The sequence below is a fragment of the Streptomyces sp. NPDC050448 genome (assembly GCF_040655295.1).
Taxonomy (GTDB): Bacteria; Actinomycetota; Actinomycetes; order Streptomycetales; family Streptomycetaceae; genus Streptomyces.
Map to the genome: position 1 here is coordinate 1 of NZ_JBFAJR010000009.1, position 20,653 is coordinate 20,653.

Here is a 20,653-nt window from a genome sequence, read left to right on the forward strand (position 1 = left end):
GCCTCGGCCTTCAACCAGGGGCCCACCGTGTTGACGAGGAAGGCCGCGGCCATCGGGCGGGCGTGGCCCGCGCCGAGTTCGTCGAGGATGTCCGCAAAATCTCCAGCGACAGCGGGAACTGCGGGTGCTGGGCGTACGCCGAGTTCACGCACGGCATCGTGGTCAGTGGGATGCCCTTGCCGATCGCCTCGGCGACGAACCCGACGAGCCACGCGCCGGTGATCCCGAGCGCCCACGAGTTGATCGTGTTCATCGTCGCCGGAGCCACGAGGACGGCGTCCGCTGGCGGCCACACGTCCGGGTGGCTGGGCCGCTTATAGCGCGAGCGCACCGGGTGCCCAGTCAGGGCGGCCGGCCCGGGCAGGGAATCCTCCAGCCAGTCGGCGGCCGTCGGCGTCAACCCCAGACAGACATCCCAGCCGCGGCGCTGCGCCTCCTCCACCACCCCGGCAATCTCGAAGATGGGCGGTGCAGCCGAGCAGAGATACGACCTCGGGCCGAAACCAGACCTCGCAAAGGTCCGGCCGGAGCCGGTCCTCGTCACCGAGGCCGACACCCTGTGCCAGCAGGTACGGGCCACCCACCTACGCGAGAGCGCTGACCACGGCCCCCCAGCCGTAGAGGCGGTCGTCGAGGTCGCGGACGTACTGCTCGTGCTCCCACGGGCCGAGTGCGCGCCGCACCTCACGGACCCGCTCCAGCAACGGGCCCGGGCAACGGGCATGGGGCAAGGGCCGATCGGGAGAAGTGGATCACGACAGGCCGTAGCCTGCCGTGACCTCTCCCCGGCCCGTCCGGCAGGATGCGGGCACGCCCGCACCGCTTGGCCGCAGCCGAGTACCTGCACGTGATGCCTGTATGCCGCGAGGGCCCACAGGTTGCGTCCGCCTGGGGTACCGATTGCCCTCTGGCAGGTGATCATGACCGTTTGACAGACGACTTTGACCGCCCGGTTCGGGCCGCAGGTCGTCGGCGGACGCCGCGGCCCGTCCGTCGGACTCACATGGTCAGCGGCCGCCAGGGCGACCGAGGGCATCGCGGAGGAACTCGGCGATCTCCGCCCGTGCCGCCTCGGCCTGCGGCACTACGGCCGGCATGCTGAGGAAGGCGTGCGTGGTCTCGGGGAACTCGGTCAGCCGCGCGGGTGTCCCGGCCGCGCGCAGGCGCTCGGCGTAGCGGCGGCCGTGGTCGGCCAACGGGTCATGGGTCGGCACCACCACCAGCGCCGGGGCGATCCCGGTGAGATTGCCGGCGTGCAGCGGAGACAGTGCACGGGGATCGGTTCCCGAGGGGACGGCGAGCCGGTGCAACAGCCGCAGTTGGGGAACGGTCAGGGTCGGGCTGTGGGCGTGCTCGGCGACCGAGGGGTGGTCGAACATGGTTTCGGTCAGGTCCGCAACGGGATTGACCAGCACCTGCGCCCGCAGTTGCAGGTCGGCCCGCCTGGCGCGGATGGCGGCCAGGGCGGTGATCAGTGCGCCGCAGCTCTCGCCGAACACAGCGATGCGCGCCGGGTCGATGCCCCAGTCGGCGGCGTGCCGCACCAGGTGGTCGAGCGCGTCCCAGCCGTCGTCGGCGGCGGCCGACAGCGCAGTGTCCGGGGCGAGGAGGCGGTGCTCGACCGAGACGACAAGGGCCGGCAACTGGGCGGCGAGATGACTGTTGATCCAGTCGCTCTGCACCGCCGTGCCCACGAACCCGCCGCCGTGGACGTGGAGTACGAGGGGCAGGGCCGCCGCCTGGTCGGCGGAGCCGGCGCCGCGTTCGCGCACCGGCCGGTGGACCCGGACCGGCAGGCGGCGGCCGGGCAGCGCCAGCGACTGCCAGTCGATCGCGGCACCGGGGTCCGGCATCCCGGTGATCGCCCGCATCGCAGGCGACGCCCGCCTGCGGTTCTCCGCCTCGCGGTAGGCGGCCAGTTCCTCGACAGTCATCGCCGCCCAGTCCGGCTCGCCCCCCAATGCCTGCTGCCGCAACCCGCTGCTGCTCGCCGACGGCTGCCGCGCACCACTGTCCCCGCTCATGCCTTCTCCTCCCCCAATGGTTCCGCTACCTTAGGTATCGATACCTAAGGTAGCGGAACTAGCTATGGTGAGGGAATGACTCGAATGCCTCCTCCCGCCCGACCGCCCGGACGCCCGCGCACCGGCATCGACGCCGAGGTCTTCACCGCCACCCTGAGCGCGGTCCACGAAATCGGCTACGCGCGCGCCACGGTCGAGCGCATCGCCGCCGCGGCCGGCATCGCGAAGACGACGATCTACCGCCGCTGGCCGTCGAAGGGCGCGCTGATCGTGGACTGCCTCCTCGACGCGTTCGGCCCGGTGCCGCTGAAAGAGGGCGCCGACCGGGCCGAGCTCATGTCCTCGACCATCCGCTGGATCGCGGCGAAGATCGGCGAGCCCGGGGTGGGCGACGCGTTCGCGGGCGTGTTCAGCGACGCCGTCAGCGACCCGGCCCTGCGCGAGGTCCTCTCCGCACGGTTGCAGGACCCCTACCGCCTCGCCCTCCAGGACGCGCTCGACGAGCCGGAGAACAGGGTCCTGTTCTTCATCGATGCCGTCGTCGGCACCCTGCTCCACCGGATGGGCATGACCGGCGAACCCATGGTCGATGCCGATGTCGACGCCCTGGTCGCGATGGTGCTGCCGCACTTCGCCCGCGGCGTCGATCCGACCTGACGGTGGATCGCCGACCCGGCAGCGCAGACCGATGCTACGGCCGGCACAGACGGCGTCAGGGCTCGCAGGTCACACGAGGACGAGACGGACATCGGCGCACGTACCCCCGCCCCCCGCTGATCACTGACATTGACGATTCACGAGAACAGGAGGCGCCGTGTCGCGCTCCGAACCACTGCCCCGCACCGTCCGCCTGCTGTTACTCGCCCGGGTCGTCAACCGACTCGGGGCTTTCTCACTGCCCTTTCTCACCGCGCTGATCAGCACCGACCACGGCGCGAGCCTGACCGCCGCCGGGCTGGTCAGCGCCGCCTTCGGGCTCGCGACGATCCCCTCGCGGCTGGCCGGAGGACACCTGGCCGACCGGATCGGCCGGCGCACGACCATCGTGCTCGGCCTTGGCGGATGCGCCGCCGCACAGCTGGCGATCGCGGTCTGCACATCGCTCACCTGGGCGGTCGTCGGGGCGGTGCTGCTCGGGCTGGCCTTCGAGCTCTATGAGCCCCCGAGCCAGGCGATCATCGGCGAGTCCGTGCCAGAGGAGCAACGGGTGCGCGCGTTCAGCCTGTTCAGCGCCGCGCTCGCGGCGGGCGGGATGGGCGCCGGGCTGCTCGCCGCCCTCCTCGGCCGCTGGGACCTGCGCTGGCTCTTCGTCACCGACGCCGCCACCTGCCTGGCCTGCGCACTGCTGATCCGGCTGGCCCTGCCTCGCGACCGCCCGGCACCGCCTGGAGCGGACCAGGACGGCACCGCCGTACGACCGCTGCGCGACCGAGCCCTGCTGAGCGTCCTGGCCACCGGAACCGCCTACGCCCTGATCAACCAACAGGCCGTGATCACCCTGCCGCTCGCACTCGCGCGGCAGGGCCTGCCCGCCGCCGACGCCGGGCTGTTGTTCACCGCCGCCGCGGCCACCACCGTGCTCGCCCAACCACTGATCCGCCTCCCCTGCGCGACCAGGCTCACCACGCCCGTCGCACTCGCCCTCGCCCACCTCCTCCTGGCCGCGGGGCTGACCGGCTACGCCCTCACCCGCACCCTGCCGGCGCTGCTCGCCTCAGCCGCTGTGAAGAGCCTCGGCGACCTGCTGGTCATGGGCCGCGTCTACGCGCTCGTCACCGACCTCGCGCCACCCGGCGGAACCGGACGCTACCTGGCCGTCTTCGGCACCAGCTGGGGCGTCGCCGCGACGCTCGCACCCGTCCTCGGTACCCAACTGCTCGCCCACGCGGGGACGACCGCACTGTGGTCGGCCATGGCCGCGTTCTGCCTACTGCTCGCCGCACTGCATCTTCGTGTGACGCCGGAGTCGGCCCCGTCGCTGCAACGTCTCGCATCAAGGGAGCGCAGGTCGACCAAGACAGTGGCTGAACCCAGCCCGCGACGCTGACCAACAGCAGAAGGGACCGCCACCCGCAACCGCGGCGGCTGCGCGGTTGCGGGTGCGCCACGCATCGAGCCGTAGCCGCCACAAGCCCTGAAGGCCGGCGCGGGCCCGCTCGCCGCCTGGCCCACCGGCAGCCGACGACGCTCACCGACCTCGACGAAGTCCAGCTCGAACATCGACAACGTCGCATCGCCGTACGCCGGCGCGGCAACAGACGCCATCTCACGACCGTGGTCGCGGACCACCCGGCCCTGCGGGCGCGGCTGCGGGCGCGGCTGCGGGCGCGGCTGCGGGCGCGGCTGCGGGCCTGACAGGGCGCCCCGACGGAGAGCACCGTACCGCCGCCGGTGACCCGCACGGCGCCCGGGCTCGCTGGGGCTGATCGTGAACAGCACGACCACCGGCCCCCTCGCGGCCTGCGGGCCGGGGGACGCTTTCGTGCGTCCAGGCCCGCGTACGCTGACGCCATGACGATTCGCGCTGTGGTGTTCGATGTCGGTGAGTGCCTGATCGACGAGACCCGCGAGTACGGAACGTGGGCCGACTGGCTCGGCGTACCGCGCCACACCTTCGCTGCCATGTTCGGCGCGGTCATCGCCCAGGGCCGCGACTACCGCGAAGTCTTCCAGCCGTTCAAGCCGGGGTTCGACCTCACGGCCGAGCGAGAGGCCCGCGCGGCCGCCGGTAAGCCAGAGTGGTTCGGCGAGGACGACCTGTACCCGGACGTCCGGCCCGCCCTCGCGCAGCTCCGCGCCGACGGGCTGTGGCTCGGAATCGCCGGCAACCAGACCGTACGAGCAGGCGGCCTGCTCCGCGAACTGTTCACGAAGGACGTGGACCTCATCGGCACATCGGACGACTGGGGGGCGAGCAAGCCCGACCCCGAGTTCTTCGAGCGGGTCGCCGCCGTCGTTCCGGCGGCTCCATCGGAAATCTTGTACGTGGGCGACCGCGTCGACAACGACCTCCGCCCCGGCGCCGCCGCGGGCATGCACACCGCGCTCGTCCGCCGGGGCCCGTGGGCAACGATCGAGTGGGACACCACCGAGGCCCGTGAGCTGCCGACGTTCCGCATCGACAGCCTCGCCGAGTTGTCCCCCCTGATCGCCGAGTTCAACACGCGAGAGCGCTGACCACGGCCCCCCAGCCGTAGAGCCGGTCGTCGAGGTCGCGGACGTACTGCTCGTACTCCCACGGGCCGAGTGCGCGCCGCACCTCACGGACCCGCTCCAGCCCGGTCGCGTACCAGTGGACCTCCAGCAGTTCCAGCGCGCGGAGCGCGTACTCGGCGGCGGCCTCCGGCTGGCCGGCCGCGGCTTCGACGGCGCCGAGGTCGCCGAGGATGACGGTGCGCTGCTTGTCGTCGTCCCCGGTCAGTCCGTCCAGCACGCCCAGCAGCGTCTCGCGAGCCTGTGGCAGGGGCTCCGGGCGCGGCTGCGGGCCTGACAGGGCGCCCCGACGGGGAGCACCGTGCCGCCGGACCGAAACCGCGGAACTGACGTCTAGTCATATTGGTTACTGCATAGGCATTTTCCAGCCGTCTCGCTAACGCCATTCGAAGCAGGGGCCGGCGGCACGCCGCTATGATCAGATAATGGGACCCCTGAAACCGAATCTGATTGAGCTCATACTCGGCCTCATCGCCTTCTTCGCAGTCTTCGCCACCCTGACCAAGGTCCTGCTTCCCAGGATCGAGAAGACCCTCGCGGAGCGCGAAGAGGTCACCGCGGGCACGCTTGAGCGGGCCGAGGAATTCCGGCTGGAGGCGCAGCGCATTCACGCGGAGTACCAGGCCGAATTGAGTGCCGCCCGTCACGAAGCCGCACAGATCCGTCAGGCTGCGCACGAGGAAGGCGCAACTCTGCTCGCCGCTGTTCGCGCGGAGGGGCAGCGGGCGCGTGAGGAACTGGTCGCCGCTGCCACCGTGCAGCTCGAAGCTGACCGGGTCATCGCCGAGGCCGAGCTTCGCGAGGACGTTCTCGGACTGGCCACCGAACTGGCAGGGCGCATCATCGGCGAACCGCTTACCGACGTTGACCGTGCCCGCGCCATTGCCGACGAGTTCTTCGCCAATACGGAGGCCAATGCCAAGAGCTGAGCTCAAGGCAGGCTCCTGCACACCAGCGGCCGACCGGCAAAGCGACCCCCTGGAGCCGACAACGCGCAGGCATTTCGAGGCAGGCCCGGATCCACTGGATCCGGGCCTGCCTTCTGCGTGCGCACACCGATGCACCGCCGCGCCCGGGCAGTCGGGGCGCCAGAAGAACACGCTTCGTCCCGTACTGCGGCAGGTTCGCGATGGTTTCGCACTCGGCCCGGATGACCTCGGCCTGTGGTGCGGACCCTCCGACGACGTCGGCAGGTGCCACTGCGCCTGAAGGCCGGAGCAACAGTGGCGGTGCTGACACTGATCGCGACTTCGCCCGGTGCCCCGCCGGGCCCGGCGGGCCCCGGGCCCGGCGGCGGAACCTCAAATGTTGCTCTGAACGTCCCTTTCCGCGGTTGGCCTGACTCCGTCGGGGCCATGACATCGGCACACGACCGATGAGAGGGGGCGAGGGGACATGAAGACCATGGCGCACCTGGGGGTGGGCATCGGATGGCGACCGGAGATCGCTGACGCGGTGGAGCGGCTGCCGGGTCTGGACTGGGTCGAGGTGGTGGCCGAGAACATCTGCCCCGGCCACCTGCCCGCATCGCTGCTGCGGCTGCGCGAACGCGGGGTGCGCGTCGTGCCGCACGGGGTGTCGCTGGGCCTCGGCGGGGCCGACCGGCCCGACGCGGGGAAGCTGGCCGCCCTCGGGGAGCGGGCGGTGGCGCTGGGGGCGCCGATCGTCACCGAGCACATCGCGTTCGTACGGACGGCCTCGCCGGCGCTGGAGGCGGGTCACCTGCTGCCCGTCCAGCGGACGCGGGACGCGCTGGACGTGCTGTGCGAGAACGTCCGGATCGCGCAGGACGCCCTGCCGGTGCCGCTGGCGCTCGAGAACATCGCCGCACTGATCTCGTGGCCCGGGGAGGAGCTGACGGAGGCGCAGTTCCTGACGGAGCTGGTGGAGCGGACGGGGGTCCGGCTGCTGATCGACGTCGCCAACCTGCACACGAACCGGGTGAACCGGGGCGAGGACCCGTTCGCCGTGCTGAACGCGATCCCGCTGGAGGCGCTCGCGTACGTGCACGTCGCCGGGGGCGTGGAGCGGGGCGGGGTGTGGCACGACACGCACGCGCATCCGGTTCCGGCGGTGGTCCTCGACATCCTGGCGGAGCTGCGGAAGCGGGTCGACCCGCCCGGTGTGCTGCTGGAACGGGACGACGACTTCCCGGCGGAGGCCGAACTGGCGGGGGAACTGGCCGCGATCCGGGAGGTGGCCGGCCCTGCGGGGCTGTCCCCCACCCGCCCTTCCTCTCCTCCCCGGGGCTCCGCCGCGGACCCTGCGCCCGGAGCGCGGGCAGGGCAGCTGGAGCGGGCGCGGCTGCGCGTCGGGGTGGAGCAGGCTGCCCTGTTGTCGGCCCTGGTGGCCGGGACACCCGTGCCCGAGGGGTTCGACCGGCAGCGCGTACGGGTGCAGGCGCGGGCCCTGGCCGCCAAGCGGGCCGGGGTCGTCGCGAAGCTCGCGCCCGAGCTGCCCGGGATCCTCGGCGGGGAGGACCCGTACCGCGAGGCCTTCCTCGGGTACGCCCGCAACCGCCCCATGACCGCGGGATACCGGCGGGACGCGCTGGACTTCGCCGAGCACCTGCTGATCCAGGACCTGCCCGCCGACCCCGCCGCCCGGCGGCGGCTCACCTCCTGGTGGCAGGACCGGGTCGGGGCGCGGCCGCCGCGCCGGATCGTGCGCTGGGCCCGGACCCTCGTGGGGCGTGCGGCGTGAACGTGCTCGCCCTCGCGATCTGGATCGCCGTCGTCGTCTCCACCGTCCTGCTCTTCCGCGGCGTACGGCGCTCCCGGCCGCCCGCGGCCGGTCTGGCGCGCCTGCACGACCTGTCCGAGGCCGCGTTCATGGCCGGCGGCCCCGGCGCGGTCGTGGACACCGCGCTCGTCTCGATGCTCGGGGACGGCCGGCTGGTGGTCGGCGGTCCCGGGATCGTCCGGGTACGCCCCGGGGCGCGGGCCGTCGACACCGCCGAACGGGCCGTGCTCGAGGCCCATCGGCAGGCCCCTTCCGGCTGGCTCTACCAGGTGCGGTACGCCGCCATGGTCGCTCCCGCCGTCCAGGAGACCGGCGACGCGCTCGCCGCCCGCGGGCTGATCGCGGCGCCCGGCACCGGGCGGAAGTGGCGGCGCCGGGCGGTGATCCAGGCCGTGGTGTGCGGGGTGTGGGTGGTGTTCTCGCTGCCCCTGACGTTCGTGGCACTGGCGATTGATCCCGGCCCGCAGGTGCCTTTCGCCCTCAAGGTGCTCCCCGCGCTGGCGGGCGGGATCGTGATGGGCTGCGCCCTCGCCGCCCGGGCCAGGCAGCGGCTGACCCCGGCGGGGCGGACGGCGCTGCGCGAGATCCGCACGCGGTACCTGAACGACCAGACCCCGCACGTGCAGACCGCTCTGTACGGGCTGCGCGGCCTGCGGGACCCGTACCTGCGGGAGCAGTTGGTGCCGGCCGCCCGCAGCACCAGGCTGGCGGCCGCCCAGTCGCGCGCTGCACGCCGCGGCTCGTCGTCGGCCCCGTCGGTCCCGTCGGCCCCGTCGTCGGCTTCCCCCGCCGACTCCTGCGGGTCTTCCGCCGCGATCCTGCCCGTCATATGGTGCGCGGGCAGCGACGGCGGGGGAAGCACGGGGTCCGGCTGCGGATCCACGGGATCCGGCTGTGGGTCCTCGGGGTCGAGCTGTTCCCCGGGCTCCGGCTGCGGCTCCTGCGGCGGCAGCAGCTGCGCGAGCAGCAGCTCCAGCTGTTCCAGCAGCTCCAGTTGTTCCAGCGGTTCGAGTTGTTCCAGCAGCTCCAGTTGCAGCAGTTCGTCCGGTTCGAGCTGCGGCAGCAGTTCCTGACCGGGCACTTCTACACCTCGTGGGAATCAGCCATGTTCTGGGTCCTGCTCCTCCTGATGGCCTGGGCAGGGGTGCTGGCGTCGTGCACCCTGCTGCTGAGAGCCGCCGCCGTGGCCGCGGTGCCCGCGCCGGACTGCGGTGCGGGCGCCGGACGCCGCCATGACGAGCTGAACCTGTACGAGGCCGCCTATCTCGCCGGCGGCCCCCGCCGGGTCGCCGAGCTCACGCTGCTGTCCATGCAGCGCCAGCGGCGGCTGCTGCTGGCCCACACCGGGTGGGCGACCGTCGTCGACCCGGTGGGGCAGGATCCGCACGAGCGGTCCGTGCTGGGCGCGTTCGGGCCGGACGGGCAGTCGCCGGTACCCGCCGTACGGAGCGCGGCGGCCCGCGACGAGGCCGTACGGGCCCTCGCGGACCGGCTCCGCGAAGCCGGCCTCGCCCTGCCGGCCGCCGCACGCAGCGGGGTGGCCGGCGGGGTCCGGGCCGTGCGGCGGGCCACCGTGCTGGTGCTCGCGACGGCCGCGGCCGCACTGTGCGTTCCGGCGGACGGGACCGGCGCCACGGTGATCCTGTGCTGGTTCGCGCTCCCGCTGCTGCTCACCGTGGGATGCCTGGCCATCGCCCGGTTCGAGACCTACCCGTACTCCGCATGGGCCTCCCCGGCCGGGCAGCGGCTGCTCGTCGCGCTGGACGGGGAGGCCGGCCACGGGGACTCCCTCACGGCCGTGGCGCTGCGCGGGGTCCGCGCGCTCACGGATCCCGCTCTACGGGCGGCACTGGCCTAGGCAACGGGGGGATTGCGGCCGACACCCCGGCGGTGATCCTGTACAGGGAACCGCCCAGCGCATCTCATCAGCTCACCCGAAGAGATGAAGGCGGCCCATGATGCGGACTCAGCTCGCACGCTGCGGAGTCGCCGCGGCGGTGCTCTGCCTCACCCTGTGCGCCCCGACCCCACCGGCCCACTCGACCGCCCCCGGCCCGGACCCCGCCGGCTCCGCCGCGAAGGCGGCCGCCGAACCCACCACCGGCCGCGCCGGAAAAGGCGCCGGAGGCAGCGGTACCGCAGAGGCACCCACCAACCCCACCGCCGGACGCCCTGGCGCCGCCGGGAGCACCGGAACCACCGGGAGCACCGGGAGCGCCGGAAGCGCCGGCACCACCGGGAGCGCCGGAAGCGTCGGAGGCGTCGGAGGCGTCGGAGGCGCCGGAGGCGCCGCGAGGGCGGCCGCCGCGAACGCCGGAGCCGAAGTCGTCGCCCGCCGCGCGGCCGAGGCCGCCACGGCCCGACGCGCCTCGGCCACCGGCGCAGCCAAGGCCACCGAGGGCCGCGGCCCCGCCGAAGACCGTGACGCGCCCGGCGGCGCAGAAGGCCGCGGCCCCGCCGAGACATCCACCCACCCCGGGTCCGGAGGCCCTGGCCCCGCCAAGGCCGCCAAGGCCGCCAAGGCCGCCGGGACCGTCGGGCTCGATTTCCGGGCCTGTGCCGCCGTCGAGGAGCTGCCCTCCCCCGTGCGCTGCGCGACCCTCCGGGTCCCGCTCGACTACGCCCGGCCCGACGGCCCGCAGATCTCCCTCACCGTCAGCCGGGTCGCCGCCACCGGCCGCGGCGGCGCCGCGCGCCAGGGTGCGCTCGTCTACAACCCCGGCGGTCCCGGCGCCTCCGGCATGTTCTTCCCGCTCGTCGCCGACCTGCCCGAGTGGGAGCGCATCGGCGCCGCCTACGACCTCGTCGGCTACGCCCCGCGCGGAGTCGGCCGCTTCGCCCCGCTGTCCTGCGAGGACCCCGCCGCCCGCGGCCAGGGCCCCACCCAGGTCCCGGCGGAGCCCCCGGCCGCGTACAAGCAGCAGCGCATCGCCGCCGCCCAGGCCTACGCCCGCGGCTGCGCGCAGCGCACCGGCGCGGCCCTGCCGTACTACTCGACCCTCGACAACGTCCGCGACCTGCACGTCCTGCGCGCCGCGCTCGGCGAGGAGAAGCTGACCTTCATGGGCGCCTCGTACGGCACGTACCTGGGGGCCGTCTACGCCACGCTCCACCCCGGCCACGTCCGCCGGATGGTCCTCGACTCCGCGGTCGACCCCGATCCGCGCCGCATCTGGTACCTCGACAACCTCGACCAGGCAACGGGGTTCGAGCGCCGCTGGCACGACTTCCGCGCCTGGGCCGCCCGGCACCACGCCACGTACCGGCTCGGCGCCACCCCGGCGGCCGTACAGGCGAGCTACGAGCGCGTGCGGGACGCGGTGGCGCGCACTCCGGCGGGCGGGGCCGTCGGCACCGGCGAGCTCCAGGCCGCCTTCCTCCAGGCCGCGTACTACGACGACGTCTGGCCGGAGCGGGCGGCCGCGCTCAGCGCCTTCCTGGCCGGCGATCCGGGCCCGCTGGCCGAACAGGCCCGCCCGGACCCGAAGTCGGCGGCCGCGCGCGAGAACGCGCGGGCGGTGTACACGGCGGTGCTCTGCAACGACGCCGCCTGGCCCGCGGACTGGGAGACCTGGGACCGCGACAACACCGAACTGGCGCGCCGGGCGCCCTTCGAAACCTGGGCCAACGCCTTCCTGAACCTGCCGTGCGCGTACTGGCCGGTCAGCGAACGGCAGCAGCCGGTGGCGGTGGGGGCGCAGCCGGCGGTGATCCCGCGCACGCTGATCGTCGCGGCGGAGCGGGACGGGGCGACTCCGTACCCGGGCGCGCTGGAGCTGCAGCGGCGGCTCGGCGGCGGGGCCGCGCTGGTCACGGAGGAGGGGGCCGGCACTCACGGAGTGGTCGGCGGACGCAATGACTGCGTGGACCGTCACGTGGAGCGGTACCTGCTGACGGGTGACACCTCAGGGTGGCGTGTCACGTGTGCGCCGCATCCGGAGCCCGCACCGGTGTCGCTGGACGACCGGGCAGCAAAGACTCCCGGGAAGGTACCCAGGGCTCTGCTGCCGCCAGTCGTCTGAACTTCCGGGCGGGGTCTCCGGCTGCGTCGTTTCGGGGGTTGGGGCCTGTCTTCCGGACCAGGCCGGGTCCGCGGCGCCGGCCTGGTCCGGCCTGATCCGAAAGACAGGCCCAGCCTCCCGATCCACCGGAGGAGGTCAATCCTCCGGTTCCTTCCCCCCAGGGGAGGTATCAGGCGAGCCCGGCCACCAGATCGGCGACGGACTTGCGGCGTCCGGTGTAGAAAGGCACCTCTTCACGGACGTGCATACGGGCCTCGGAGGCACGCAGGTGACGCATGAGGTCGACGATGCGGTACAGCTCGTCGGCCTCGAAGGCCAGCATCCACTCGTAGTCGCCCAGCGAGAAGGACGCGACGGTGTTGGCGCGGACGTCGGGGTAGCCGCGGGCCATCTTGCCGTGGTCCGCGAGCATGCGGCGGCGGTCCTCGTCGGGCAGCAGGTACCAGTCGTACGAGCGTACGAAGGGGTAGACGCTGACGTAGTCGCGCGCGACCTCGTCGGCCAGGAAGGCCGGGATGTGCGACTTGTTGAACTCGGCCGGGCGGTGCAGGGCCATGTTCGACCACACCGGCTCCAGCGCGCGGCCCAGCCTGGTCCGGCGGAACAGGTTGTACGCGGTCTGCAGCTCGTCCGAGGTCTCGGCGTGCCACCAGATCATGATGTCCGCGTCGGCGCGCAGGCCGGAGACGTCATAGGTGCCGCGGACGGTGATGTCCTTGGCGGCCAGCTGGTCGAACAGCTCCTGGACCTCGTCGGCGTAGCCGGTGCGGTCCTCGGGCAGGACGTCCTTCAGCTTGAAGACGGACCACAGGGTGTAGCGGATGACCTCGTTGAGGTCCTTCGCCTTCTTCCCCGCGTTGGGAATCTTCTCTGGTGCAGTCATGTGTCCATTGTCCCGTGTGCTGATCAGTGGTCGGTGCCAGGGGTGCCCAACGTGGCCATCACCACGTCGGCTGCCTTGCCGGCACTCGCGATGCACGCCGGGATGCCCACGCCGTCGTACAGCGCGCCGCACAGGGCGAGGCCGGGCAGGGCCTCGACGGCGCCGCGGATCCGGGCCACGCGGGCGAGGTGGCCGACCGGGTACTGGGGCAGACCGCCGTCCCAGCGGGTGACGGTGGAGGCGACCGGCCGGGCCGCGAGGCCCACGGCCTCACCGAGGTCGAGCAGCGAGACGTCGACCAGCTCGGAGTCCTCGCGCCCCAGGTCGCCCTCGTCGCCGTACCGGCCGACCGAGGTGCGCAGCAGGAAGAGCCCGGGGTCGGCGCCGGCCCAGGCCCACTTGTTGCTGGAGAAGGTGGAGGCCTTGATGGTCCGGCCGTCGACGGGCGGTACGAGGAATCCGCTGGCGCCGCCCTCGGTGATCGCGGCGGGCAGCTCGGAGCGCCGGAAGGCCATCGTCACCAGGGCCATCGAGGCGTACTCGACGGCCCGCAGCTCGGCGGCCGCGGCCGGCGCGAGCCCGTCCAGAAGCCGGGCGGCGGGCCCGGCCGGGACGGCCAGGACCACGGCGTCGGCGTCGATCACCTCCGCGTCGGTGACGACCTTCCAGCCTCCGGCGCCGCGCTGGACCTCGCGCACGGCGGTGCCGGTGCTGATCCGCGCCCCGGCCGCCCGGCAGGCCTCGGCCACGGCCTGCGGGAGCCGTCCGATGCCGCCGTCGATGCCGGAGAAGACGGGACCGGCCTGCTGGGGCTGCTGCGCGGCCCGGTGCTGGATTTCGCGTACGCCGTCGCCCAGCGAGCGGTGCGTACGGGCGGCCTCGAAGAGCTGCGGAACGGCGGCGCGCATGGAGATGCGGTAGGCGTTGCCGGCGTAGACCCCGCCGAGGAGGGGTTCCACCAGGCGGTCGACGACCTCGCGGCCGAGGCGGGCGGCGACGTACTCGCCGACGGCGACGTCCTCGCCGATCTCGGCGGGCGGCAGCTCGCGTTCGGCCTCGATCCGGGCCAGACCCTCGGCGGAGAGCACCCCGGACGCGGCGAGCGGGGCCAGGTCGCCGGGGACGCCCATCACGTGGCCGCGCGGCATGGGCCGCAGCGCGCCGCGGGTCCACAGGTGGGCGGTGGCGGTGGCGGGCGGCTGGAGGGCCTCGGCGAGGCCCACGGCCCGGGCCAGCTCCAGGGCTTCGGGGCGGCGGGCGAGCACGGATTCGGCGCCGAGGTCGACGGGGGCGCCGGCGAGCTCGCCGGCGAGCAGCTTGCCGCCGAGGCGCGGCCCGGCTTCCAGGAGGGTGACCCGCAGGCCGTCGGCGAGCAGCCGGTGGGCCGCGGCGAGGCCCGCGATGCCGCCGCCGATGACGACGGCGTGGCCGGCCGGGGCCGGCCGGCCGTTCCCGGCGCCGTCCGCGACCGCCGCGCCTGCCGCACCGTCCGTACGCATGTCCGCTTCGTGCATGGACACATCGTCTCAGACCGTTCACCGGACGATCACCGAGGCCGGACCGTGACCGCATCGGGACCGCCGGAGCGAAACCCGCGGCGGAACCCGCTACGTCACACCGGCGACATCGGCCGATCCTCGGGGGGGGGGACCGCTGCTGCCGTTCGCGGTGACGGCCGCGCGGGTGCTGCTGTGCTCGCGCGTGTACCGGCGGCTGCGCCCGGCGAAGCCGAAGGCGGGGCCGAAGGCGGGGCTGAAGGCGGGGCTGACGCCGACGCGGGTCCCGGCCGTCCCGACGGCGAGGCCCGCGGACCCGACGGAATCGGCGCACGTTCCGGACTGAACACGCATTCGGCCGTAGCGTGTTCCCCACGAGACGGCGGTGCGGAGGACGGGGCGGACGATGGCGACGGAACGACTGGTGGTGATCGGCGGTGACGCGGCGGGGATGTCCGCCGCGTCACAGGCCCGGCGGCTCAAGGGCCCGGCGGAGCTGGAGATCGTGGCCTTCGAGCGCGGGCACTTCACCTCGTACTCGGCGTGCGGGATCCCGTACTGGATCGGCGGCCAGGTCGCCGGGCGGGACGAGCTGATCGCCCGCACGCCCGAGGAGCACCGTGCCCGGGACATCGACCTGCGCATGCGCACGGAGGCGGTGGAGCTCGACCTCGCCGGGGGGCGGGTCCGTACCCGCGATGTGGAATCCGGATCCGAATCCTGGACGGGCTACGACAAGCTCGTGCTGGCCACGGGGGCCCGGCCCGTCCGGCCCCGGCTCCCCGGGATCGGCGCGCACGGGGTGCACGGCGTCCAGACCCTGGACGACGGCCAGCGCCTGATGGCCTCTCTGGAATTCACCGAGGGGCTGGAGCGTACGGAGGGCCGCAAGGCGGTCGTCGTCGGCGCGGGCTACATCGGCGTGGAGATGGCGGAGGCGCTGGTCGCGCGGGGGTACGAGGTCACGGTCCTGCACCGCGGGCAGCAGCCGATGGCGACCCTGGACCCGGACATGGGCGCCCTGGTGCACGGCGCGATGAACCGGATGGGGATCCGTACGGTGTCCGGGGCGGAGGTCACGAAGATCCGCACGGACGAGGCGGGCCGGGCCTGCGCGGTGGCCACGGCCGCGGGGGACGAATACCCGGCGGACGTGGTCGTCCTCGGCATCGGCGTGGAGCCCCGCACCGCGCTGGCCCGCGCGGCGGGGCTGCCGCTCGGCGAGTCCGGCGGCGTCCTCACGGACCTCTCCCTGCGGGTCCGGGGCCACGAGAACATCTGGTCGGGCGGCGACTGCGTGGAGGTCCTGGACCTGGTGGCGGGCCGCATGCGGCACATCCCGCTGGGCACGCACGCCAACAAGCACGGCCAGGTGATCGGTTCGGGCGTGGGTGGCGGCTACGCCACGTTCCCGGGGGTGGTGGGCACGGCGGTGAGCAAGGTCTGCGACCTGGAGATCGCCCGTACGGGCCTGCGCGAGAAGGACGCGCTGGCCGCGGGCCTGCGCTTCGTCACGGCGACGATCAGCTCCACGACGACGGCGGGCTACTACCCGACGGCCGCGGACATGACGGTCAAGATGCTCGCGGAACGCCGCACGGGCCGCCTGCTCGGCGTCCAGATCGTCGGCGGCGCGGGTTCCGCGAAGCGGGTGGACATCGCGGCGGTCGCCCTGACGGCGGGTATGACGGTGGACCAGGTCGTCTCCCTGGACCTGGGCTACGCCCCGCCGTTCTCCCCGGTCTGGGACCCGATCCTGGTGGCGGCCCGCAAGGCCGTCTCGGCGGTCCGCGCAACGTCCTCCTGAGGCCCGCCCCCCGCGGCGCACGGCTCGGGGCCGGACCAGCTCCGGCCCCGTCGGCGTCCCGCAGGGCCGGGCCGTCCCTTTCGGATCTTGCTCCTGCAAGATCCGAAAGGGGAGGGTTAGCGCTGGGTCCGGGTGTGGACGTAGTCCACCAGGCGGGTCAGGGCGTCCGGGGGGGTCGTCGGGAGGACGCCGTGGCCCAGGTTGAAGACGTGGCCCTCCAGGCCGGACGCCGCCGCGAGGACCTCGTCCGTCTTCGCCCGTACGGCCTCCTCGGTGGAGAAGAGCACCGCCGGGTCCAGGTTCCCCTGGAGCGCCTTGCCCGGTCCGACCCGCTTGACGGCTTCGTCCAGCGAGACCCGGTAGTCGACGCCCATGACGTCCGCGCCGGCCTCGCCCATCAGGCCGAGCAGTTCGCCCGTGCCCACGCCGAAGTGGATCCGGGGGACGCCGTAGTGCTCGACGGCGGAGAAGACCTTCGCCGACGCCGGCATCACCGAGCGGCGGTAGTCCGCCGGGGCGAGCGCACCGACCCAGGAGTCGAAGAGCTGGACGGCGGAGACGCCTGCCTCGATCTGGACCTTCAGGAAGGCGGAGGTGATCTCGGCGAGGCGGTCCAGCAGGTCGGCCCAGAGCTCCGGGTCCCCGTACATCAGGGCCTTGGTGTGCTCGTGGTTCTTCGACGGGCCGCCCTCGACCAGGTAGCTCGCGAGAGTGAAAGGCGCACCGGCGAAACCGATCAACGGCGTGGAGCCCAGTTCACCCGTGAGCATGCCGATCGCCTCGGTGACGTACGAGACGTCCTCCGGGGTGAGGTCGCGCAGCTGTGCGAGGTCCTCGCGGCGGCGGATCGGCTGGGCGACGACCGGGCCGACGCCCGGCTTGATGTCCAGGTCGACGCCGATGGCCTTCAGCGGGACCACGATGTCGGAGAAGAAGATCGCCGCGTCCACGTTGTGGCGGCGGACCGGCTGCAGCGTGATCTCCGTGACCAGGTCGGGCCGCATGCACGACTCCAGCATCTGGGTCCCCTCGCGCACCTTGCGGTACTCGGGGAGCGAGCGCCCTGCCTGCCGCATGAACCACACCGGGGTGTGCGGCACCGGCTCTCGCCGGCACGCCTTCAGGAAGGCGGAATCGTACGTCTGACTCGGCTGGCCCGTGAAGGGGGTCTCCCCAGCTCGGGCGGAGCCTCGAGCGAGGGGAAGGTCGTTGGCGCTCACGCCGCAAATCTTCGCACGTATGAAGAAGTGCCCGGCCCGGCACGGGTGTCCCTGCGCCGCGAGGACGCTCGTTCCGCCTAGTCTTCCCCGCATGGCTGCGGCTCAGGGACGATTTTCAGATGGCGCTGACGGTATGGACAGCGCGAAGGAGAGCTCCGTCCCGCTCCCGTTCCGACGCGCGGTCGAAGGCTTGAAGAAGGCTCGCCTGCGTCCGGGGATCGAGATCGACCCCGCGAGACCGCCCCAACGCCTGGCCCCGCACGCCTACGCCCTCGAGGCCGCGGTCGTGGACGGCGAGGACGACCTGGCCGACGGCCGGCTCATCCTGCTCCACGATCCGGCCGGGCACGACGCCTGGCACGGGACCTTCCGGCTGGTGACGCTCGTACGCGCCGAGCTCGAGCCCGAGATGGCCGCGGACCCCCTCCTGCCCGAGGTGTGCTGGTCCTGGCTGACGGGAGCGCTGGAGGTGCGCAGTCTCGCGTACGGGGAGGCGAGCGGGACCGTGACCATGGCGAGCTCGCACTACTTCGGCGGGCTCGCGGAGCGGCGGCCGGCCACGCAGATCGAGATCAGAGCCTCGTGGACGCCGCGCGAGGGCGTGGGAGGGGTGCCGGACACCTCGGCGCACCTGTCGGCGTGGTGCGAGCTGCTGTGCCAGATCGCGGGGCTGCCGCCGGTCGGGCCGACGGACTCGGGGACGGGTGTGGTCTCCCTGCCACAGCGGCGCGGTCCGCACCACCCGTAGCCGTGGCGCCGTACGGCGGCATGCGGGCGGTGCCGGCCCTCCGCACGCTCCGACCTTCCGACCCCCTGCGAAGCCCCGAAACCCTCCGATATGCACCGCGCCCCGTAGAACGGTCGATCGAGCACATGCGGCGGAGTGTCGGAACCGGGCGCCCGTTGTGGGCTTCTGATCACCCGATGATCGATCGTGCGTCCGAATTGCCCGAATTGTTACTCACCAAATCGTGATCATTCCCTAAAGCCGGGCGGGTGACGTGCCGAAGGAGTCAGTGACCATCCGCACGGTTCGCACCGGCTTCCTTCCCCGAGCCGGCCGTCCCGCCACTCCCCCAGGAGGCCTAGGTGTCCGTTCTTCTCGAGCAGCCCGCAAGCCTGGTCGCCTACCGCCCGAACAAGCCGACGGCCATGGTCGTCGTGGCCGACCCGCGCGTCCGCTCCACCGTGACCCGCCATCTGTGGGCCCTCGGAGTCCGTGACGTGATCGAGGCGTCGTCCATCGCGGAGGCCCGCCCCCGCGTCGGCAGCCCGCGCGACATCTGCGTGGCCGACGTACACCTGCCCGACGGTTCCGGTCTCACCCTGCTCTCCGAGACCCGCGCCGCGGGCTGGCCGAACGGCCTGGCCCTGTCCGCCGCCGACGACATCGGCGCCGTACGCAACGCCCTCGCGGGCGGAGTGAAGGGCTACGTCGTCACCGGCACGCGGACCAACATCGGGCTTCCGAGCCGGCCCGGCGCCGCCCCCATCGGTGCCGCCGCCGCCCGTATGCACCGCCGCCCCCCGGGTGCTCCGAGCCACCCGGGCGGCTACCGCGAGCTCTCCGGCCGCGAGGTCGAGGTCCTGCGCCTCGTCGCGGAGGGCCAGTCCAACAAGGCCATCGGCGTCTCGATGGGCCTGTCCGCCCTGACCGTCAAGTCCCACCTCGCCCGGATCGCCCGCAAGCTGGGCACCGGCGACCGGGCCGGGATGGTCGCCGTCGCACTGCGGACCGGGATCATCCACTGACACCCGCCCGGCAGCTCCCGGGGAAACATCCGGGGGAGCCGGGGAAACGCCCGCGCCTCCACCTCGCGCCCGTCGCCGGAACGTTCCGGCGACGGGCGCGCCGTATCCGCGGATACCCTTGAGCGGTGACCGACGCCCAAGAGACCGCAGCAGACCTGCGCACCACCACCGGGGGCGGCCCCCCGGACGACGTCGAAAAGGCGCCGATTCCGTTGCTCGAGCCCCGTGAGGGGATCCCTCCGGTGGTCGCCGACGAGGACGCACTCGCCCGGGTGGTCGCGGCCTTCGCCGCGGGCACCGGGCCCGTGGCCGTCGACGCCGAGCGCGCCTCCGGATACCGCTACGGCCAGCGCGCCTATCTGGTGCAGCTGCGCCGCGAGGGCGCAGGATCCGCGCTGATCGACCCGGTCGGCTGCCCCGACCTGTCCGCACTGGGCGAGGCCCTGTCCTCCGCCGAGTGGATCCTGCACGCCGCCACCCAGGACCTGCCGTGCCTGCGCGAAATAGGCATGGTTCCCACCTCCCTGTTCGACACCGAGCTGGCCGGCCGCCTCGCCGGCTTCCCGCGGGTCGGACTGGGCGCGATGGTCGAGAGCGTGCTCGGCTACGCGCTGGAGAAGGGCCACTCCGCCGTCGACTGGTCCACCCGCCCGCTCCCCGAGCCGTGGCTGCGCTACGCCGCACTCGACGTGGAGCTGCTGGTGGACCTGCGGGACGCGCTGGAGAAGGAACTGGACCGGCAGGGCAAGCTGGAATGGGCCCGGCAGGAGTTCGACGCCATCGCCGCCGCCCCGCCCGCGCCGCCGCGCAAGGATCCGTGGCGCCGTACGTCCGGCATGCACAAGGTGCGCCGGCGCCGGCAGATGGCCGTCGTACGGGAGCTGTGGGAGTCCCGGGACCGGATCGCGCAGCGGCGTGACGTATCGCCCGGCAAGGTGCTGGGGGACGCCGCGATCGTCGAGGCCGCGCTCGCGCTGCCGGCGCACGTGCACGCGCTGTCCGCCCTGCCCGGGTACGGGCAGCGGATGGGCCGGCGCCAGCTGGACCTGTGGATGGCCGCCGTGGACCGTGCGAAGGCCTTGCCGGAGAGCGAGCTTCCGCAGCCGGGGGCGACCCCGGCGGGTCCGCCGCCGCCGCGTTCCTGGGCGGACAAGGACCCGGCGGCCGCGGCGCGGCTGTCGGCGGCACGGACGGCCGTCTCGGCGCTCGCGGAGGGGCTGAACCTGCCCCAGGAGAACCTGATCACCCCCGACACGGTCCGCCGGCTGTGCTGGGAGCCGCCGCAGCGGCTCGAGGCGGACGCGGTGGCGCAGGCCCTCGCGGGCTACGGCGCACGCCCCTGGCAGATCGAACAGGTGACGCCGGCCCTGGTCACGGCCCTGGCCGCGGCCGGCGCCTGACCGGCCGGCCTGCCGCATGCGTGCGCGGGGTCCTCACTCCAAGGGAGTGGGGACCCCGTTCTCGTCCCGGTCGTGGCTTCCGCTGGTCGCACCC

At 73.4% G+C, this 20,653-nt stretch carries 20 protein-coding genes; 12 read left to right on the plus strand and 8 right to left on the minus strand.

Annotated elements, in window-relative coordinates; genetic code table 11:
• Nucleotides 1-10: 10 nt before the first annotated feature.
• From AB0I68_RS13525 to AB0I68_RS13535, 3 genes are all read right to left on the minus strand, one after another.
• On the minus strand, nt 11-544 hold the full coding sequence (locus AB0I68_RS13525; RefSeq protein WP_363177415.1) for a flavoprotein: 534 nt from the start codon (nt 542-544) through the stop codon (nt 11-13).
• A gap of 40 nt (nt 545-584) precedes the next feature.
• Complete coding sequence (locus AB0I68_RS13530; RefSeq protein ID WP_363177416.1) at nt 585-731, minus strand: hypothetical protein; 147 nt, start codon at nt 729-731, stop codon at nt 585-587.
• Between the two features lie 276 nt (nt 732-1,007).
• Entirely contained in the window at nt 1,008-2,024 is a 1,017-nt protein-coding gene (locus AB0I68_RS13535) for an alpha/beta hydrolase (protein ID WP_363177417.1), read from the minus strand.
• A 75-nt stretch (nt 2,025-2,099) separates the two neighbouring features.
• On the opposite strand from AB0I68_RS13535, the gene AB0I68_RS13540 reads away from it, so the two are divergent.
• The 3 genes from AB0I68_RS13540 to AB0I68_RS13550 all read left to right on the plus strand — a co-directional run bounded on the left by AB0I68_RS13540 (nt 2,100) and on the right by AB0I68_RS13550 (nt 5,201).
• On the plus strand, nt 2,100-2,681 hold the full coding sequence (locus tag AB0I68_RS13540) for a TetR/AcrR family transcriptional regulator (RefSeq protein ID WP_363177418.1): 582 nt from the start codon (nt 2,100-2,102) through the stop codon (nt 2,679-2,681).
• A 157-nt stretch (nt 2,682-2,838) separates the two neighbouring features.
• Nucleotides 2,839-4,071 carry an MFS transporter gene (locus tag AB0I68_RS13545; RefSeq protein ID WP_363177419.1) on the plus strand — a complete coding sequence of 411 codons (1,233 nt, stop codon included), beginning with the start codon at nt 2,839-2,841 and terminating at the stop codon, nt 4,069-4,071.
• Between the two features lie 464 nt (nt 4,072-4,535).
• Nucleotides 4,536-5,201 (plus strand): HAD family hydrolase, encoded by a 666-nt coding sequence (locus tag AB0I68_RS13550; protein ID WP_363177420.1) that lies wholly within the window; start codon nt 4,536-4,538, stop codon nt 5,199-5,201.
• Here the strand turns inward: AB0I68_RS13550 and AB0I68_RS13555 are convergent.
• Nucleotides 5,182-5,457, minus strand: coding sequence for a hypothetical protein (locus tag AB0I68_RS13555; RefSeq protein WP_363177421.1), 276 nt, complete (start codon nt 5,455-5,457; stop codon nt 5,182-5,184). The genes AB0I68_RS13550 and AB0I68_RS13555 overlap by 20 nt on opposite strands.
• 205 nt (nt 5,458-5,662) lie before the next feature.
• On the opposite strand from AB0I68_RS13555, the gene AB0I68_RS13560 reads away from it, so the two are divergent.
• The 5 genes from AB0I68_RS13560 (at nt 5,663) to AB0I68_RS13580 (ending at nt 12,001) form a co-directional block, all read left to right on the plus strand.
• Complete coding sequence (locus tag AB0I68_RS13560; protein ID WP_363177422.1) at nt 5,663-6,166, plus strand: hypothetical protein; 504 nt, start codon at nt 5,663-5,665, stop codon at nt 6,164-6,166.
• Between the two features lie 475 nt (nt 6,167-6,641).
• A complete protein-coding gene (locus AB0I68_RS13565; protein ID WP_363177558.1) occupies nt 6,642-7,940 on the plus strand; it encodes a DUF692 domain-containing protein in 1,299 nt (432 codons plus the stop codon).
• Nucleotides 7,937-9,052, plus strand: a complete 1,116-nt coding sequence (locus AB0I68_RS13570; protein ID WP_363177423.1) for a TIGR04222 domain-containing membrane protein — start codon at nt 7,937-7,939, stop codon at nt 9,050-9,052. The genes AB0I68_RS13565 and AB0I68_RS13570 overlap by 4 nt, the downstream gene beginning before the upstream one ends.
• 32 nt (nt 9,053-9,084) lie before the next feature.
• The gene (locus AB0I68_RS13575) at nt 9,085-9,837 is read left to right on the plus strand and encodes a TIGR04222 domain-containing membrane protein (RefSeq protein ID WP_363177559.1); all 753 of its coding nucleotides are present in this window, start codon (nt 9,085-9,087) and stop codon (nt 9,835-9,837) included.
• Nucleotides 9,838-9,934: 97 nt separating this feature from the next.
• Nucleotides 9,935-12,001 carry an alpha/beta hydrolase gene (locus tag AB0I68_RS13580; RefSeq protein WP_363177424.1) on the plus strand — a complete coding sequence of 689 codons (2,067 nt, stop codon included), beginning with the start codon at nt 9,935-9,937 and terminating at the stop codon, nt 11,999-12,001.
• A gap of 169 nt (nt 12,002-12,170) precedes the next feature.
• Here AB0I68_RS13580 and hemQ read toward each other — a convergent pair whose 3' ends face one another.
• The 3 genes from hemQ to AB0I68_RS13595 form a co-directional block, all read right to left on the minus strand.
• Nucleotides 12,171-12,884, minus strand: coding sequence for a hydrogen peroxide-dependent heme synthase (gene hemQ, locus AB0I68_RS13585; protein ID WP_030294100.1), 714 nt, complete (start codon nt 12,882-12,884; stop codon nt 12,171-12,173).
• Between the two features lie 23 nt (nt 12,885-12,907).
• A complete protein-coding gene (gene hemG / locus AB0I68_RS13590; RefSeq protein WP_363177425.1) occupies nt 12,908-14,398 on the minus strand; it encodes a protoporphyrinogen oxidase in 1,491 nt (496 codons plus the stop codon).
• Nucleotides 14,399-14,491: 93 nt separating this feature from the next.
• The gene (locus tag AB0I68_RS13595; RefSeq protein WP_363177426.1) at nt 14,492-14,734 is read right to left on the minus strand and encodes a hypothetical protein; all 243 of its coding nucleotides are present in this window, start codon (nt 14,732-14,734) and stop codon (nt 14,492-14,494) included.
• Between the two features lie 52 nt (nt 14,735-14,786).
• Here AB0I68_RS13595 and AB0I68_RS13600 point away from each other — a divergent pair, with 52 nt between their 5' ends.
• Nucleotides 14,787-16,187: an FAD-dependent oxidoreductase gene (locus AB0I68_RS13600; RefSeq protein WP_363177427.1), complete on the plus strand. Its 1,401-nt coding sequence runs from the start codon at nt 14,787-14,789 to the stop codon at nt 16,185-16,187.
• 116 nt (nt 16,188-16,303) lie between these two features.
• On the opposite strand, the gene hemE is transcribed toward AB0I68_RS13600, so the two are convergent.
• On the minus strand, nt 16,304-17,311 hold the full coding sequence (gene hemE, locus AB0I68_RS13605) for a uroporphyrinogen decarboxylase (protein ID WP_363177560.1): 1,008 nt from the start codon (nt 17,309-17,311) through the stop codon (nt 16,304-16,306).
• Nucleotides 17,312-17,498: 187 nt separating this feature from the next.
• On the opposite strand from hemE, the gene AB0I68_RS13610 reads away from it, so the two are divergent.
• From AB0I68_RS13610 to AB0I68_RS13620, 3 genes are all read left to right on the plus strand, one after another.
• Nucleotides 17,499-18,155, plus strand: coding sequence for a DUF3000 domain-containing protein (locus tag AB0I68_RS13610; RefSeq protein WP_363177428.1), 657 nt, complete (start codon nt 17,499-17,501; stop codon nt 18,153-18,155).
• A gap of 341 nt (nt 18,156-18,496) precedes the next feature.
• On the plus strand, nt 18,497-19,159 hold the full coding sequence (locus AB0I68_RS13615; protein WP_069922445.1) for a response regulator transcription factor: 663 nt from the start codon (nt 18,497-18,499) through the stop codon (nt 19,157-19,159).
• Between the two features lie 125 nt (nt 19,160-19,284).
• A complete protein-coding gene (locus tag AB0I68_RS13620) occupies nt 19,285-20,559 on the plus strand; it encodes a ribonuclease D (protein ID WP_363177429.1) in 1,275 nt (424 codons plus the stop codon).
• The last annotated feature ends 94 nt before the right edge of the window (nt 20,560-20,653 follow it).